This window comes from Asticcacaulis taihuensis (assembly GCF_900100255.1).
In the GTDB taxonomy this organism is placed as follows: domain Bacteria; phylum Pseudomonadota; class Alphaproteobacteria; order Caulobacterales; family Caulobacteraceae; genus Asticcacaulis; species Asticcacaulis taihuensis.
Window position 1 is genome coordinate 722,220 of record NZ_FMTS01000001.1, and the last position, 13,667, is coordinate 735,886.

At 59.4% G+C, this 13,667-nt stretch carries 13 protein-coding genes; 6 read left to right on the forward strand and 7 right to left on the reverse strand.

Going from position 1 to position 13,667, the window contains the following annotated elements; translation table 11 throughout:
• The first annotated feature begins 85 nt into the window (after positions 1-85).
• The 5 genes from hutG to BLO49_RS03475 all read left to right on the forward strand — a co-directional run bounded on the left by hutG (position 86) and on the right by BLO49_RS03475 (position 4,668).
• On the forward strand, positions 86-898 hold the full coding sequence (gene hutG / locus BLO49_RS03455; RefSeq protein ID WP_090644202.1) for an N-formylglutamate deformylase: 813 nt from the start codon (positions 86-88) through the stop codon (positions 896-898).
• Between the two features lie 15 nt (positions 899-913).
• On the forward strand, positions 914-1,837 hold the full coding sequence (locus BLO49_RS03460) for a bifunctional 5,10-methylenetetrahydrofolate dehydrogenase/5,10-methenyltetrahydrofolate cyclohydrolase (RefSeq protein ID WP_090644204.1): 924 nt from the start codon (positions 914-916) through the stop codon (positions 1,835-1,837).
• 168 nt (positions 1,838-2,005) lie between these two features.
• Positions 2,006-3,226 (forward strand): NAD(P)/FAD-dependent oxidoreductase, encoded by a 1,221-nt coding sequence (locus BLO49_RS03465; RefSeq protein ID WP_090644207.1) that lies wholly within the window; start codon positions 2,006-2,008, stop codon positions 3,224-3,226.
• Between the two features lie 87 nt (positions 3,227-3,313).
• On the forward strand, positions 3,314-4,027 hold the full coding sequence (locus tag BLO49_RS03470) for a CoA transferase subunit A (protein ID WP_090644210.1): 714 nt from the start codon (positions 3,314-3,316) through the stop codon (positions 4,025-4,027).
• Positions 4,027-4,668, forward strand: coding sequence for a 3-oxoacid CoA-transferase subunit B (locus BLO49_RS03475; RefSeq protein WP_090644212.1), 642 nt, complete (start codon positions 4,027-4,029; stop codon positions 4,666-4,668). The genes BLO49_RS03470 and BLO49_RS03475 overlap by 1 nt, the downstream gene beginning before the upstream one ends.
• A 163-nt stretch (positions 4,669-4,831) precedes the next feature.
• Here BLO49_RS03475 and BLO49_RS03480 read toward each other — a convergent pair whose 3' ends face one another.
• The 5 genes from BLO49_RS03480 to BLO49_RS03500 all read right to left on the reverse strand — a co-directional run bounded on the left by BLO49_RS03480 (position 4,832) and on the right by BLO49_RS03500 (position 8,817).
• A complete protein-coding gene (locus BLO49_RS03480; protein WP_090644215.1) occupies positions 4,832-5,542 on the reverse strand; it encodes an ABC-type transport auxiliary lipoprotein family protein in 711 nt (236 codons plus the stop codon).
• Positions 5,539-6,474 (reverse strand): MlaD family protein, encoded by a 936-nt coding sequence (locus tag BLO49_RS03485; protein WP_090644218.1) that lies wholly within the window; start codon positions 6,472-6,474, stop codon positions 5,539-5,541. Before BLO49_RS03485 ends, BLO49_RS03480 begins: the two co-directional genes overlap by 4 nt.
• Positions 6,475-6,483: 9 nt before the next feature.
• Entirely contained in the window at positions 6,484-7,272 is a 789-nt protein-coding gene (locus BLO49_RS03490; RefSeq protein ID WP_090644220.1) for an ABC transporter ATP-binding protein, read from the reverse strand.
• Positions 7,272-8,441, reverse strand: coding sequence for an MlaE family ABC transporter permease (locus tag BLO49_RS03495; RefSeq protein ID WP_090644223.1), 1,170 nt, complete (start codon positions 8,439-8,441; stop codon positions 7,272-7,274). The genes BLO49_RS03490 and BLO49_RS03495 overlap by 1 nt, the downstream gene beginning before the upstream one ends.
• Positions 8,442-8,556: 115 nt before the next feature.
• A complete protein-coding gene (locus tag BLO49_RS03500; protein ID WP_090644225.1) occupies positions 8,557-8,817 on the reverse strand; it encodes a DUF3253 domain-containing protein in 261 nt (86 codons plus the stop codon).
• Between the two features lie 23 nt (positions 8,818-8,840).
• On the opposite strand from BLO49_RS03500, the gene BLO49_RS03505 reads away from it, so the two are divergent.
• On the forward strand, positions 8,841-9,299 hold the full coding sequence (locus tag BLO49_RS03505; RefSeq protein WP_090644228.1) for a PaaI family thioesterase: 459 nt from the start codon (positions 8,841-8,843) through the stop codon (positions 9,297-9,299).
• 194 nt (positions 9,300-9,493) lie between these two features.
• Here the strand turns inward: BLO49_RS03505 and BLO49_RS03510 are convergent, their stop codons facing one another.
• Both BLO49_RS03510 and BLO49_RS03515 read right to left on the reverse strand, forming a co-directional pair.
• Positions 9,494-10,780: a NupC/NupG family nucleoside CNT transporter gene (locus tag BLO49_RS03510; RefSeq protein WP_090644229.1), complete on the reverse strand. Its 1,287-nt coding sequence runs from the start codon at positions 10,778-10,780 to the stop codon at positions 9,494-9,496.
• 120 nt (positions 10,781-10,900) lie between these two features.
• Positions 10,901-13,498, reverse strand: a complete 2,598-nt coding sequence (locus tag BLO49_RS03515; RefSeq protein WP_090644232.1) for a TonB-dependent receptor — start codon at positions 13,496-13,498, stop codon at positions 10,901-10,903.
• Positions 13,499-13,667 lie beyond the last annotated feature (169 nt).

The window sequence follows — 13,667 nt, forward strand, 5'->3', positions numbered from 1 at the left end:
TTAATGGCCGGGTCAGGGCAATGTCGCTGGTCCAGCCTTTCCCCCGCTCTTGACAGCCCCGGCTGGCATAGGTTCAACTGAAACCATGCCAGCCGCCCCTCAGACAACGAACCACCCCGTCTTCGCTTTCCATGAAGGCACCTCGCCGCTCGTCATCGCCGCGCCGCATGTCGGCACCCATATCCCCCCCGATATCGCCGCCAAGCTGAACGACACCGGACGGGCGGTGCGTGAGACGGATTTCCATGTTCACAGGCTGTTTGATTTCGCCCGTGAACTGGGCGCCACGACGCTTTTCGCCACCCATTCGCGCTATGTCGTCGATCTCAACCGCGATCCCGCCGGCGCCAACCTCTATCCCGGCCAGTTCGAGACCGGCCTGTGCCCGGTCAGCGATTTCGACCAGAACCCGATCTATCCGGAGGCCCATAACCCGTGCGCCGCCGAGATCGAATTCCGGCGCGAGACCTACTGGCAGCCCTATCATGACCAGCTCAAGGCCGCGCTCGATGCCGCCGTGGCGCGCCATGGCAAGGCGCTGCTGATCGACGCCCATTCGATTCGCGGCGTGATCCCCAGCCTGTTTGAGGGCCGCCTGCCCGACCTCAATTTCGGCACCAACAGCGGCCAGACCCTGCGCGGCGGTACGCTCAAGGCATTACAGGATTGGCGAGTAAAAACAGACACCTACAGCCATGTGCTCGATGGTCGCTTCAAGGGCGGCTACACCACGCGCCATTACGGGGCCTTGGCGGAAGAGATTCAGGCCCTCCAGATTGAAATTGTTCAGGATACTTACCTAGACTCCAAGACGCCGCACCTGTATGACGCAGGCATCGCCGCCCCGTTGAGTCAGACCCTGCGCCCGCTGATCGAGGCGCTTGTGGCGGCCCTCTAGTTCACAGGTGCGCCCATGACCGCTTTCCACCAGATCACCGCCCCGCGTGGCAATATCATCGACGGCGCCGGTTACGCCAAGGCCCTGCGCGACCGCCTGGCCGCCCACGTCGCCAATCTGAAAAACGCCCACGGCCTGACGCCCTGTCTCGTTGTCGTTATCGTCGGCGAAGACCCGGCCAGCCAGGTCTATGTCAAGTCGAAGGGCGAGATGACCCAGGCGATCGGCATGGAATCGCGCACCATCCGCCTGCCCGACACCACCTCCGAAGACGAGCTGCTGAAGCTGATCGACGACCTGAACCGCGATCCCGTGGTCAATGGCATACTGGTGCAGTTGCCGCTGCCAAAGCAGATGTCGTCGCTGAAGGTGATCGACGCCATCAATCCGGATAAGGATGTTGATGGCTTCCACGTCTCCAATGCCGGCAAGCTGGCCGTCGGCCTCGATGGTATCGTGCCTTGCACGCCGCTGGGTTCTCTGATGCTGCTGAAAGACGCCGCTGCCGCCCATGGCGATACTCTGGCCGGCAAAAATGCCGTCATCGTTGGCCGCTCCAACATCGTCGGCAAGCCGATGGCGCAATTGCTGCTCAATCAGGATTGCACCGTCACCATTGCGCATTCGAAGACGAAGAACCTGGCCGAGGTCTGCCGCGGCGCCGATATCCTGGTGGCTGCCGTCGGCCGCCCGAAGTTCATTGCTGGTGACTGGGTCAAGGACGGCGCCTATTTGATCGATGTCGGCATCAACCGCATTGAGATAGACGGTAAAGGCAAGCTGGTCGGCGATGTCGATTTCGACGGCGCCAAGGATCGCGCTCTGGCTATCACGCCGGTGCCGAAGGGCGTCGGCCCCATGACCATCGCCTGTCTGCTCAATAACACGATCAAGGCGTTCTGCCTGCAAAACCTCTTCCCGGTGCCGGAAGGCGTGTAATTTAAGTAAGATACCCAACCACCACGCCCTCCGGGCGCGGTCCCCCTCCCCGGCATAGCCGGGGAGGTACAAGTAAAGCAAAATTGTACCTCCCCACCTCTGGTGGGGAGGGGGACCATGAGCGAAGCGAATGGTGGTGGGGTTTCTTACTTTCTCCTGAGAGATCATATGTCTGGAATTGTCATCATAGGGGCCGGACATGCCGGTGGATCGGCGGCGGGTTTCCTGCGCCAGTATGGCTACACAGGACATATCACCCTAATCGGCGCCGAACCTTACCTGCCTTATCAGCGCCCGCCACTTTCAAAGGCGTGGCTGAAAGGCGAAGCCTCACTCGATGACCTCTATCTGCGTGGCGACACCTTCTACACCGACCAGAACATCGATGCCCACGTCAACACGCAGGCGGTTTCGATCGACCGCATCGGTAAGACCGTTACCTTGCTGGGCGGCATCACCCTGCCCTATGACCATCTGATCCTCGCCACCGGCTCCAAGGCGCGCCCTTTCCCCGCCCCCGGCGCCGATCGCGTGCCGCACCACCTCCTGCGCACGCTCGATGACGCCGAAGCGCTCAAAAATGCGCTCCATCCAGGGCACCGCATCGGCCTGATCGGCGCCGGCTATGTCGGGCTGGAAGTCGCCGCTTCGGCGCGTCATCTCGGCTGCGAAGTGACGGTCTTCGAGCGCGAAAGCCGTATCCTGGCGCGCGTCGCCTCTCCTGCCCTGTCGAATTTCTTCACCGAAATGCACATGGGGCGCGGCGTCGGCATCTTTACCGAAGCGGCGATTACCGAGCTTTCACTCGGCCAGGGCGATAAAAAAGTGGTCCATCTTGCCGATGGCCGCACGCATGAATTCGATCTGCTGCTGGTCGGCATCGGCGCCCTGGCAAATGACGATCTGGCGCAGGCGGCAGGGCTCGAATGCGCAAATGGCATTGTGGTTGATGCCGAGGCCCGCGCCAGCGATGAACACATCTTTGCCATCGGCGATGTGACCTCGCGCACCCTGCCCGTCTATGAGGGCCGCTTCCGTCTGGAAAGCGTGCCCAATGCGCTCGAACAGGCGAAACAGGCCGCCGCCGCCATTACCGGCTACAAGGCACCGATGGTGGAAACGCCCTGGTTCTGGTCGGATCAGTACGAATTCAAGCTCCAGATCGCCGGGCTTTTACGTCCCGATTGTCGCACCATTGTTCGTGGCGATCCAGCCGGGGGTGCCTTCAGCGTCTTCCATCTGGACGGCCAAAACCGCCTGATGACCGCCGAATGCATCAGCAAGCCTGCCGACTTCATGGCTGCCAAGCTGCTAATCGCCAAGGGGGTAGCGCTTGATGACGCTATCGCCGATCCGGAGGTTTCACTGAAACCTTACTTGCAAAAGTAACCATCTGGCAGCGCACAATTTGAAGTGACATTTGCTGGCATTTGCGCTTAGGTCACGGCACAAACACACCTCACCAAAGAGGATTCGATGTCCAGTTCCCCCAAAGTTTTCCCCGACGCCAAAAGTGCGCTTGAAGGCTTTACCTTCGACGGCATGACCGTCATGTCCGGCGGTTTCGGCCTGTGCGGCATCCCTGAAAACCTGATCGCGGCCCTGCGTGATTCCAGCGTCAAGGGGATCACCGTCATCTCCAACAATGCCGGCGTCGATGGCTTCGGTCTTGGCCAGTTGCTCGAAACGCGCCAGATCAAAAAGATGATCAGTTCCTATGTCGGCGAGAACAAGGAATTCGAGCGGCAGTATCTGGCCGGCGAACTGGAACTGGAGTTCAATCCGCAAGGCACCCTGGCCGAGCGCATCCGTGCTGGCGGGGCGGGCATCCCCGGCTTCTACACCGCTACCGGCGTCGGCACCATTGTGGCCGATGGCAAGGAGATCAAGCGCTTCGGTGACCGTGACTATGTGCTGGAAACCGGCTTGGTCGCCGACCTCTCCATCATCAAAGCGTGGAAGGGCGACGCCCGTGGCAACCTGATCTTCCGCAAGACCGCGCGCAACTTCAACCCGATGATGGCAACGGCCGGCAAGGTGTGCATCGCCGAGGTCGAGGAAATCGTGCCGGTCGGTGCGCTCGATCCGGACAACATCCACACGCCCGGCATCTATGTCGATCGCATCGTGCAGGGCACATTTGAAAAGCGCATAGAACAGCGCACCGTGCGCGTAAGGGAGGCTGTGTAATGCCCTGGAACAGAGATGATCTCGCCAAGCGCGCCGCCAGGGAATTGCAGGACGGCTTCTACGTCAATCTCGGTATCGGCATCCCGACCCTGGTGGCCAACCATATCCCCGAAGGCATGACGGTTACCCTGCAATCGGAAAACGGTATGTTGGGCATGGGCCCGTTCCCCTATGAGGACGAGATCGACGCCGATCTGATCAATGCCGGTAAGCAGACCATCACCGAACTGGACGAGACCTCTTACTTCTCGTCATCGGATAGCTTCGCCATGATCCGCGGCGGCCATATCAACCTGACCATCCTGGGCGCCATGGAAGTGGCCGAAAACGGAGACATCGCCAACTGGATGATCCCCGGCAAGCTGGTCAAGGGCATGGGCGGGGCGATGGACCTGGTGGCCGGCGTCAAGCGCGTGGTCGTGGTCATGGACCATGCCAACAAGCACGGCGAGTCGAAGGTGCTGAAGGCCTGTACCCTGCCATTGACCGGCACCCGCGTAGTCAATCTGATCATCACCAATCTCGGCGTGTTCGAGGTCAAGCCGGATGGCTCGGGCCTGAAGCTGATCGAACTGGCGCCGGACGTGACGCTGGAAGAGATCGCCGAAAAGACTGAAGCCGCTTATGAAGTGGCGATTTAAGCGAGAAACCCCACCACCACATCTCACCGCTTCGCGGTTCGTGCGGTCCCCCTCCCCGGCATAGCCGGGGAGGTACAAGATACGGAGCTTATACCTCCCCAACTCATTGGGGAGGGGGACCGCGCCCATTCTTCATGGGCGTGGTGGTGGGGTATCTGACTTCCTACAGCCCCTCAACCTTCTGCGTCGCCGACGGTTTCGCCATCTCCTGCGGCGTCGCTGTCTGGGCATAGTTGGCCAGCGCGTCCTCGCTGAAATCGATCAGACTGGTCACCACCTGCGTGGTGGCCTGGTTATAGCCGTCCGCCATCAGAGACATATCACTCTTGCGAACGGGAATATCGGCGCTGATGAACTTCTGCCCGACAACCACACGGTCCGACAGGCGGATCAGCCGGGCATCGAGCGCCACCGATACCGTCGGACGATTGCGTTTATAATCCGTCTCGAACTTGCGCACGCTGATATCCAGACGGAAATTCGCCGCCGTCGGGCCACGCGGCTCCAGCGTTACCGTCTGGCTACCACGGGCGAAACCGGTCGAGATCGCGTCCTTGAACAGGCCGGAGGCCGCCGAGGTCCAGCGCGCTTCGGCCACATAGGCGACCTCACTGCCCTCTACCGTGACGATGCGGTCACCGGCGCTGTCCTGCGGGAAGGTGACTGTTCCGAACACAATGCCCGTAGGCGCCATGCCGACCGCACGCCCGGCGGTGCCCGCGGCCTCGGCCTTCTGTTCCACCAGTTCCGGCGTATAGCCGAAGCGGTAAAGCTGGGCCGGCTTGGTCTTGGGCAGCAGGGTCACGCAGCCGCTCAAGGCCAGGGCGGCGCTCGCAAGGGCAGCGACCTTCACGGTCTTCATAAGCGCACTCATTGGCTCACCTTTCTTTCCTTGGCGACGGGCTTGTTGATCAGTCCCTGAGGGCTGGCCTGCACGGAATCGACGAGATCTTTCACCGATTCCGAGGCGTCATTGAGATTGCGCAGGCTTTCCTGCAATTCCGGCAGGGTGGTCGAATTCAACTGATCAGCCGGCGCCTTCATGGCGTCCGCCAGGGTCGCCACATGATCGGCGGCATCGGCCAGCTTTTTGGTGGCGGCGTTAATCTGGTCGAGCGTCTGCGGCAGCTTGTCCGAAGCCACGCCATTGGTCGAATTGGCCAGGCGCGTCACGGCATCGGCCGCCTCGCCGGCACTAACGATGGCCGCATGGGCGTCATCGATCATCTGCTCGCGGCCCTTCAGTTCGGCGGTGATGGCTTCCAGATTGTTCAGGCTGTCCGAGAAGGTCTTGATATTCTGGTCCGACAGCAGGCGGTTGACGCGGTTCAGGCTCTCATAGGTATTTTCAATCACCGAACCGGAGCCAGACAGCAGCTTTGAGAGCGCGCTTTCCTGGCTGTGGATCAGCGGCGGCGGCGCGCCGGGCTTGTGTTTCAGCAGCGGCGCATTGGCCGAACCCGGCGAAATCTGCATATAAAACAGGCCGGTAATGCCCTGTGGCTCCAATGAGGCGACGGAATCGACGCGCACCGGCGTACCCTCATCGAGTTGCACCGTGGCAATGACCTGGTGGGTATTGGCATTGCCCAGGCGCAGGCCAGTCACTTCGCCGACCTTGATGCCGTTGAAGTGGACTTCCGCCCCCTTTGTCAGGCCGTCGACCGGCGTATTGAACTCGACCTCATACGTCCCGAAGCTCTTGTTGAAGTCGAACTGGATGAACCAGAAGGCAAAGACGGTCAGCACAAGTGCGAGGGCAAATGTGGCGAGACCGACCAGAGCATAATGGGCTTGACGTTCCATATCGTGTTCCTACTTCTTCACCCGTCCGCGTGGGCCGTGGAAATATTGGTGTATCCACGGATGCGAAGATTTTTCCAGTTGCGAGACAGGCCCCTTCTCCACCACATGCCGATCCGCCAGCACGGCGATTTCGTCACAGATGGCGTAGAGACTATCAAGATCGTGCGTAATCATAAAGACCGTCAGGTCGAGACTGCCCGCCAGTTCGCGGATCAGCGTATCGAAGGCGGCCGCCCCGATCGGGTCCAGGCCCGCGGTCGGTTCATCGAGAAACAGTAGCTGGGCATCGAGCGCGAGCGCCCGCGCCAGGGCTGTGCGCTTGATCATGCCGCCGGAAAGCTCGGAAGGCGCCAGGTCGGCGGCAGTCAGCGGCAGCCCCGCCATGGACATTTTCAACAGCGCTACGGCGCGCGCCTCACGCCGGCTCAGGCGGGTAAACTCCATCATCGGCGCCATGATATTTTCCGCCACGGTGAGCGTTGAAAACAGCGCGCCGCTCTGGAACAGCACACCGGTCTTGGCCTGGATCTGGCGGGTCTTTTCGTCACTGCCTTCATAGAGGCGATGACCAAACAGATGAATGTCGCCGGAGGTCGGCTTTTGCAGGCCGAGGATTGACCGCAGCAACACCGTCTTGCCGGAGCCGGAGCCACCGACAATGCCCAGAATCTCGCCGCGTTTTACGGTCAGGTCGAGGTTTTCATGGACGACATTACTGCCAAAGCTGTTGTTCAGGCCCGTGATAACGATCGGGTCTTCGCATTCTTCTTTCAGCGGGGGAACGACCTGTCTTTTCATCAGAATGTAAACCCGTTGAAAAGCATGGCAAAAATGGCATCGATCATGAAGATCAGGAAGATGGATTGCACCACGGCCTTGGTCACCTGGCGGCCCAGGCTGATCACATCATCCTTCACCGACATGCCGAGACGGCAGCCAACCACGGCGATGGTGACGGCGAAAACCGGCGTGCGGATCATGCCGACGAACAGGTTGACGGTCGGCACATAATCATAAAGGCGCTGGACGAAATATTGCGGACCGAGACCCAGCGAGCCCCAGATGGCGAGAGACCCGCCCAGCATACCGGCCAGGGCGCCGATAAAGGTCACCAGCGGAGTCATGATAACGAGCGCCACGACGCGCGGCAGAACCAGGGCTTCGTAGGGGTCAATGCCCATGACCCGCATGGCGTCGATTTCCTGGTTCATTTTCATGGACCCGATCTCGGCGGCAAAGCCAGAGGCCGAGCGCCCGGCGATCAGCACGGCGGCGATCACCGGCGCAAATTCACGCATGACACCTATGGAAACGAAATCGATGGAAAAGACCGCCCCGCCATAGGCTTTCAGCGACAGCACCATCAGGAAGGCCAGCACGGCGCCGACAAACAGATTGGTAACCGCCACGATCGGCAGGGCCTCAAGCCCGGCGCGCTGCATGATGTTGAACAACGGCGCCCAACGCACGCGCGACGGTCTGGCGATCGACAGCATGATCAGGGTCATGACATGACCCATGAATACCGACTGGGCGATGAAGCCGCGCCAGAAACCCGACATTAACTGACCGAGATGGACCAGACCGTAATAGATCGGGTGCAGCCAGAACTTTCTGACCTCCGGGTTTTCCCGGTTGTAGGTATCCATGGTCGGACGATTTGCCCCTACCAGGGCATAGAGCCGGGCGTAGTTTTCGTTGTCAGAGAATATCTCGCCGTCAAGCTTGTCGGTCAGGGCGTAATGCAGGGCAAAAGCCCCGGCACTGTCCAGCGCCTCCAGGCCGTCGGTTGTAACATGCACCCGATCATATTTTTTGAGCGCCGACTGCATACGCGCGACTATGCCTTCAAGGCGCGTAATGATCCACTGGCCGCTCAGATTGAGCACAGCCACACTGTCGCCACCCTTGGCGGGCGCCGTGATGGTAAACTCAGCCTTGATCGGTTTGGAGGTCGCCCTGGACATAGGTATGGATGGCGGTCTTTTCGTTCTGATCGCGCGTAAATGCCCGATCATACATGCCGCATATTGATAAAATGGCAATAGTGAAGGCGAAAAAACCGTACAGCACTGTTCACTTTTATACAGACTGTGTTTCGTTCTGAGCTAGCCGCACCCGATAAACACCTTTGAAACCTTCAGGTTCGATCGGCTTACCCTTGCGCAAAACGTCCAGCCGGCCCTGACGCGCCAGGCCGATGATCACCGCACGCACCTTCGGCAATTCACGCCGCCAGTTGACGGCATCTATTGCCTTGGCCACCTCATTGGGGCTAATGGAGTCACCTGTTCGCACCTGCGATAAAAGATCGAACAGGGTCTCTTCGACCAGTTGGGACATGAGTCATTCTCCGGAGTAAAATAATGAGCGCCGACGCCAGTCAGTACGAAAAAATAACCGAAGGCGAATTTGCCGGCTGGCTGCGGGCGCCCGAAAGCGACACCTTCAATGGCCTGGTCGGGCCCTATTACTACCAGTCGGACGATCCCGCCAACGTCAAAGTGGCTTTCAAGGCGGAAAAGCGACATCTCAATGGCGGCGGCACGGTGCATGGCGGCTGTTTGCTGACCCTGGCTGATACTTCGCTGTTCGTCTTCGCCCTGCCCCACCTGGCCGATGGCGGCGCGGTCACCCTGCAACTCGACTCGCAGTTCCTGAGCCCCGGTCGTGAAGGCGATATCATCGTGGCGACGGGTGAAATAACCCGCGTCGGCAAGTCGGTCATTTTCGGCCGCGGACAACTGACCTGCGGCGATCGTATCCTGCTGAGCTATTCCGGCATCATGTCGCGCCTGGCCGCCAAGCCTTCCGGAGATGCCTGAGTTGGCCTGAGTTCGTGTTATCTGTCGTAAGGTTTATCCACAGATTGCACAGATTACGCAGATTTCAGAGCCTTGACGTCGAAGTCTATCCACGGGCCTTCCTGAAAGCCGCGCAGCGGCTAATCTGCGTAATCTGTGTAATCTGTGGATTCCCTTAAAGCGGCTCGACATATACACTAACACCTCAGCTAAACTTACAGCCCATACACCGCGTTCGGCAAGGCGCCGACAATGGCGGCTGACAGGCAGGTGGCCAGGAAAGCCGCGGCCAGCCCCTTCCAGATCAGGCTGATGATTTCCTGACGGCGATCCGGCATCAGCGCACCGAAACCGGCTACCGTGATGCCTACCGAACCGATATTGGCAAAGCCGCAGGTGGCGTAGGTCAGGAGGATGCGTGTGCGCGGAGTCATGTCTGCCAGCGGTATGGCCGCGAGCTTCAGGAAGGCGACAAATTCGGTCAGCACCATCTTGATGCCAAGAATTTCCCCGCCCTTGGCCGCCTCATTCCACGGCACGCCGATCAGCCAGGCCAGGGGCGTGAAGATCAGGCCCAGTATGCGTTCGACCGTCACAGGCTGGCCATCGATCGGCGGAATGACCGTCAGGATCGCATTGGCCAATGCCGCCAAGGCCACCATGACCACAAGAATGGCGGCGATATTCATGGCCACCGTCATGCCGTCCACCGTTCCCTTGGAAACGGCATCGATGGCGGAGTCGTATTTCAGTTCGCTGCCGTAATCGAGTTTCTCGACCTTGTGGTTGATCAGGTCCGGCACGATAATCCGCGCCAGCAGGACACCCGCCGGCGCCGAGACTACGGCCGCCGCCAGAATATGGCCCGCCGCATCGGGAAGGACATTTTGCAGGATCAGCACATAGGCCACCATGGTCGAGCCGGAGACATTGGCCATGCCGATGACCACCAGAACGAACAGTTCCGAGCGGGTCAGCTTGTCGAGATAGCCCTTGATGATGATCATGCTCTCGACATTGCCGACGAAAATCCCCGACGCCACCCCCAGCGAGGTGGCGCCGCCCAGGCCGATCGTCTTTTCAAAGATATAGCCCAGGCCGCGAATGATGATTTTGAGCAAACCAATATGCCACAGCAGCGCTGACAGGGCGGAAATGACCAGGATCAGCGGCAAGACCTTGAGAGCGAAGACGAACAGCGCCCCGGAATTGGTCACCGGATAGGGCTGATCACCGCCGCCCATATAGCCGAAGACGAACTGCATCCCCTGATCGGTGGCATCAGACAAGGCGCTCATGCCATTGGCGACGCCACCCAGCAGAACATGAGACTGCGGAACAGCGAACAGCGCCAGGATCAGCACCACCTGAATGGCGATGGCGCCGATCGTCAGGCGGATCGGGAATTTACGGCGGTTCTCCGACAGCCCCCAGCATAACAGAATGATGACCACAATGCCTGCCAGGCTTTGCAGGTTTTCCAGACCGTAATGAAAGGGCAAGGCGTTCTTCCTTCAGAAGGATAAAGCTCTCGAATACAATCTGATCTTACAGGTTTTGTGACAATGGAAACAAAAAAAGCGGACGCTTTTGACGCCCGCTCTTTTTGCCATCTATAAAAACTAGAACTTGGATCCCAGCCTCAATCCAATCGTGCGCGGCGTATTGGTGACAATATAGGGCCGTTGGTAACAGGAGCCGCATTCCTGATAACGCGAAAGCTGATCGCGTTCGTCGGTCAGGTTGCGGATATAGAATTCCGCCGTCCAGGTATCCCATTGGGTGCCCAGGGCCAGATCGATATTGGTGAAGCCTTTGAGCTCGCCGGTCAGCGCCGCCGGATTGACATGGTCACCGGTGCCGGTTTCTATCACGTTGGTCCGCAGGTCGGACGAAGCCTTGCTCTGGCTGGTAACGGCGACCTGCCAGTACGGTGCATACTTGCCCATTTCCCAGTGATAGCGCACCGAACCGGCGAACTTGAATTTCGGCGTGATCGGCAGGCGTGTGCCCTTCGGCGCCGAGATAAAGTCCTGATTGTCGGTGCCGACCAGTTCGGGCGTCTGAGTCGGATTGTCGTAGTGGGTCTCATAGGTCGTGACAATGCCCGAACAGTCAGGCGTCGTATCACCGTCAAAGGCGCAGAGATTGTTCTGCGTGGTGGCATCCGTATAGGCGCCATTGGCCGAAATGATGAGATGATCCGTCGGCGTCCAGCTTATATCCGCCTCTATCCCCTTGATGGTGGCATCAGGGCCATTGTGAATTTCGGTAAAGCTGTTCGGTCCCAGAAAAGCGAACTGGAAGCTTTCCCATTTCTGGTCGTAAATGGCGCCGTTGAAATGCATTTTCCTGTCGAGCAGGCTGGCCTTCCAGCCCAGTTCGATATTGGTCAGGTAATCCGGTGCATAATCGCCGACAGACCCCCGGCGATTGATACCGCCCGGACGGAAGCCCTTGGACCAGGTGCCGTAAACCATCAGATCAGGTGTGGCCTTCCAGGAGAGGTTCAGCTTCGGCGAGAAGCCGCTGCCTTCGGCGCGCTTGGGTGAAATGCTGCCGTCGGCATTCTGAACGCCCAGATCAGTACAGGGGCTGCCCGCCACCGATGCCGGAAGCTTGGTGCCTGGCGGATCCTTGGGATTGATGGCGCCGAGCGTAGCGGTTGTCAGGCAGCGGCGTTCGCCCGAACTGGCGCCGGCGCCATTGGCCGGTTCCGTGCCGGCGTCATAGCCGGGGCTTTCACCAAAGCCGAAGAAGCCGATCAGGCTGTTGTCATAAGTGAAGGAACGCCCGCCGGCCGTAACCGTCAGGGTCGGGGTGATATCGAAGCTGATTTCCCCGAAGATGGCGGCATCACGGTCGATCCGGCTTTGCTGGGTCAGCCACAGCGTACCCGGATGGCCGGTGACGGACAGGTCGGTCGCCAGACCCGCCACCTGGTAATCCTGATGTATGAAGTGAGTCTGGCGCTGCTCGAACACGCCGGCGACGAAACGCAGCCGATCTGTCGAAGGCGACGCGATACGCAGTTCGTGGCTTTGCTTGGTGAAGTGGTCCGCCCCTATGATCAATTGCTGCGAGGAGATCGGATCGCCGGCATCATTGGAGAAGTAGAAATAGCCGGCCACACCGCCGGAACCGGCATAAAGCTGGTCATAGGCTTCGGCGTAATCGGTATAGTCGGCCGCCGTATCCAGCTTGCGGTCCATATAGGCGCCGGCATAGGTGATGTCGAAATTGCCGATTTTACCCTGAACCGTGAGCGATGCCTGGGCAAAACGGTCATGGCCATGTTCGGGCAGGAAATGCTGGACCTCCAGGTCTCCGACCTGTGGATCATAACCGCCACTGCCATTGCTTCTCTGGTCCTGGGCAATGATGCCGGCATCCACGGTCCAGTTGTCGTCAAGATCGATCTTCAGCGCCGCGCGGCCGCCGTAGATATCGATGTCGTTGTAATTCTTCTTGACGAAGTCGTTGTTGTTGACCGTCAGGCCGCCGATAAAACTGCGCGTGCCCGGCACATTGTCGATAAAGCCGGCCTGATGATCCGTCCAGCCAACGAAGCGCGCCGCCACGCGGTCACTGATCGGCACATTGAGCATCCCCTCAAGCTTGCCACCCGTGCCGCCATTGCTGACCAGATTGACGTCGGCATCGAAGCGTCCATAGAAGCCCGAATGGTCAGGCTTGTTGGTGATCAGGCGGATCGTGCCGGCTTCCGATGAGGCGCCATAAAGCGTGCCTTGCGGACCCGCAAGGGATTCAATGCGCGCCATGTCATATATATGGACGTCAAGCGGCCCGCCAATCGTGGTGACCGCCTGTTCATCGAGATAGACGCCGGCGCTGGGCTGCGGCCCGGAGTGGTTGCCATCCCCGCCCGAAGCCACGCCGCGGAAATAGACGCTGCTGCCTTGATAGGGGCTGTTCTGGAAGGATACGCTGGGCAATTGCGCCGCATAGTCGCTGAAGCTTGAAATATTAAGCTGATCGAGTTTTTTGGTGCCGAGCACCTGGATGCTAACAGGCACGTCCTGGAGCTTCTGGCTTCGCTTCTGGGCAGTGACGATGACTTCGATGCCCTTGTCATCCGTGCCGGTGGCGACGGTCGTGGGCGCTTCCTGCGCCTGGACCTGCTGTGTCAGGACAAGAGCGGGAAAGGTGGCGAGCATGGTGCTCGTCAGCAAGGTGGTGGTTAAGCGACGCGCATTCATTCTGTTAGCCCCCGTTGTCGGTTACGACAGTGAGACTGTGCCTGACTTGAAATATCGTCAACGGACATTTATTGCGTTGCAAAATTGCGATCACAAATGTGTCGCAATTATCACGTTTGTAAGTCACCCTCAGAAACAAATGTTCAGGCGGCATTGTTTTATAAGAAGA

Excerpts from the sequence above, each read along its gene's own strand:
- hutG (WP_090644202.1), top strand. The coding sequence starts at position 86 with ATGCCAGCCGCCCCTCAGACAACGAACCACCCCGTCTTCGCTTTCCAT.
- BLO49_RS03460 (WP_090644204.1), top strand. The coding sequence starts at position 914 with ATGACCGCTTTCCACCAGATCACCGCCCCGCGTGGCAATATCATCGAC.
- BLO49_RS03465 (WP_090644207.1), top strand. The coding sequence starts at position 2,006 with ATGTCTGGAATTGTCATCATAGGGGCCGGACATGCCGGTGGATCGGCG.
- BLO49_RS03470 (WP_090644210.1), top strand. The coding sequence starts at position 3,314 with ATGTCCAGTTCCCCCAAAGTTTTCCCCGACGCCAAAAGTGCGCTTGAA.
- BLO49_RS03475 (WP_090644212.1), top strand. The coding sequence starts at position 4,027 with ATGCCCTGGAACAGAGATGATCTCGCCAAGCGCGCCGCCAGGGAATTG.
- BLO49_RS03480 (WP_090644215.1), bottom strand. The coding sequence starts at position 5,542 with ATGAGTGCGCTTATGAAGACCGTGAAGGTCGCTGCCCTTGCGAGCGCC.
- BLO49_RS03485 (WP_090644218.1), bottom strand. The coding sequence starts at position 6,474 with ATGGAACGTCAAGCCCATTATGCTCTGGTCGGTCTCGCCACATTTGCC.
- BLO49_RS03490 (WP_090644220.1), bottom strand. The coding sequence starts at position 7,272 with ATGAAAAGACAGGTCGTTCCCCCGCTGAAAGAAGAATGCGAAGACCCG.
- BLO49_RS03495 (WP_090644223.1), bottom strand. The coding sequence starts at position 8,441 with ATGTCCAGGGCGACCTCCAAACCGATCAAGGCTGAGTTTACCATCACG.
- BLO49_RS03500 (WP_090644225.1), bottom strand. The coding sequence starts at position 8,817 with ATGTCCCAACTGGTCGAAGAGACCCTGTTCGATCTTTTATCGCAGGTG.
- BLO49_RS03505 (WP_090644228.1), top strand. The coding sequence starts at position 8,841 with ATGAGCGCCGACGCCAGTCAGTACGAAAAAATAACCGAAGGCGAATTT.
- BLO49_RS03515 (WP_090644232.1), bottom strand. The coding sequence starts at position 13,498 with ATGAATGCGCGTCGCTTAACCACCACCTTGCTGACGAGCACCATGCTC.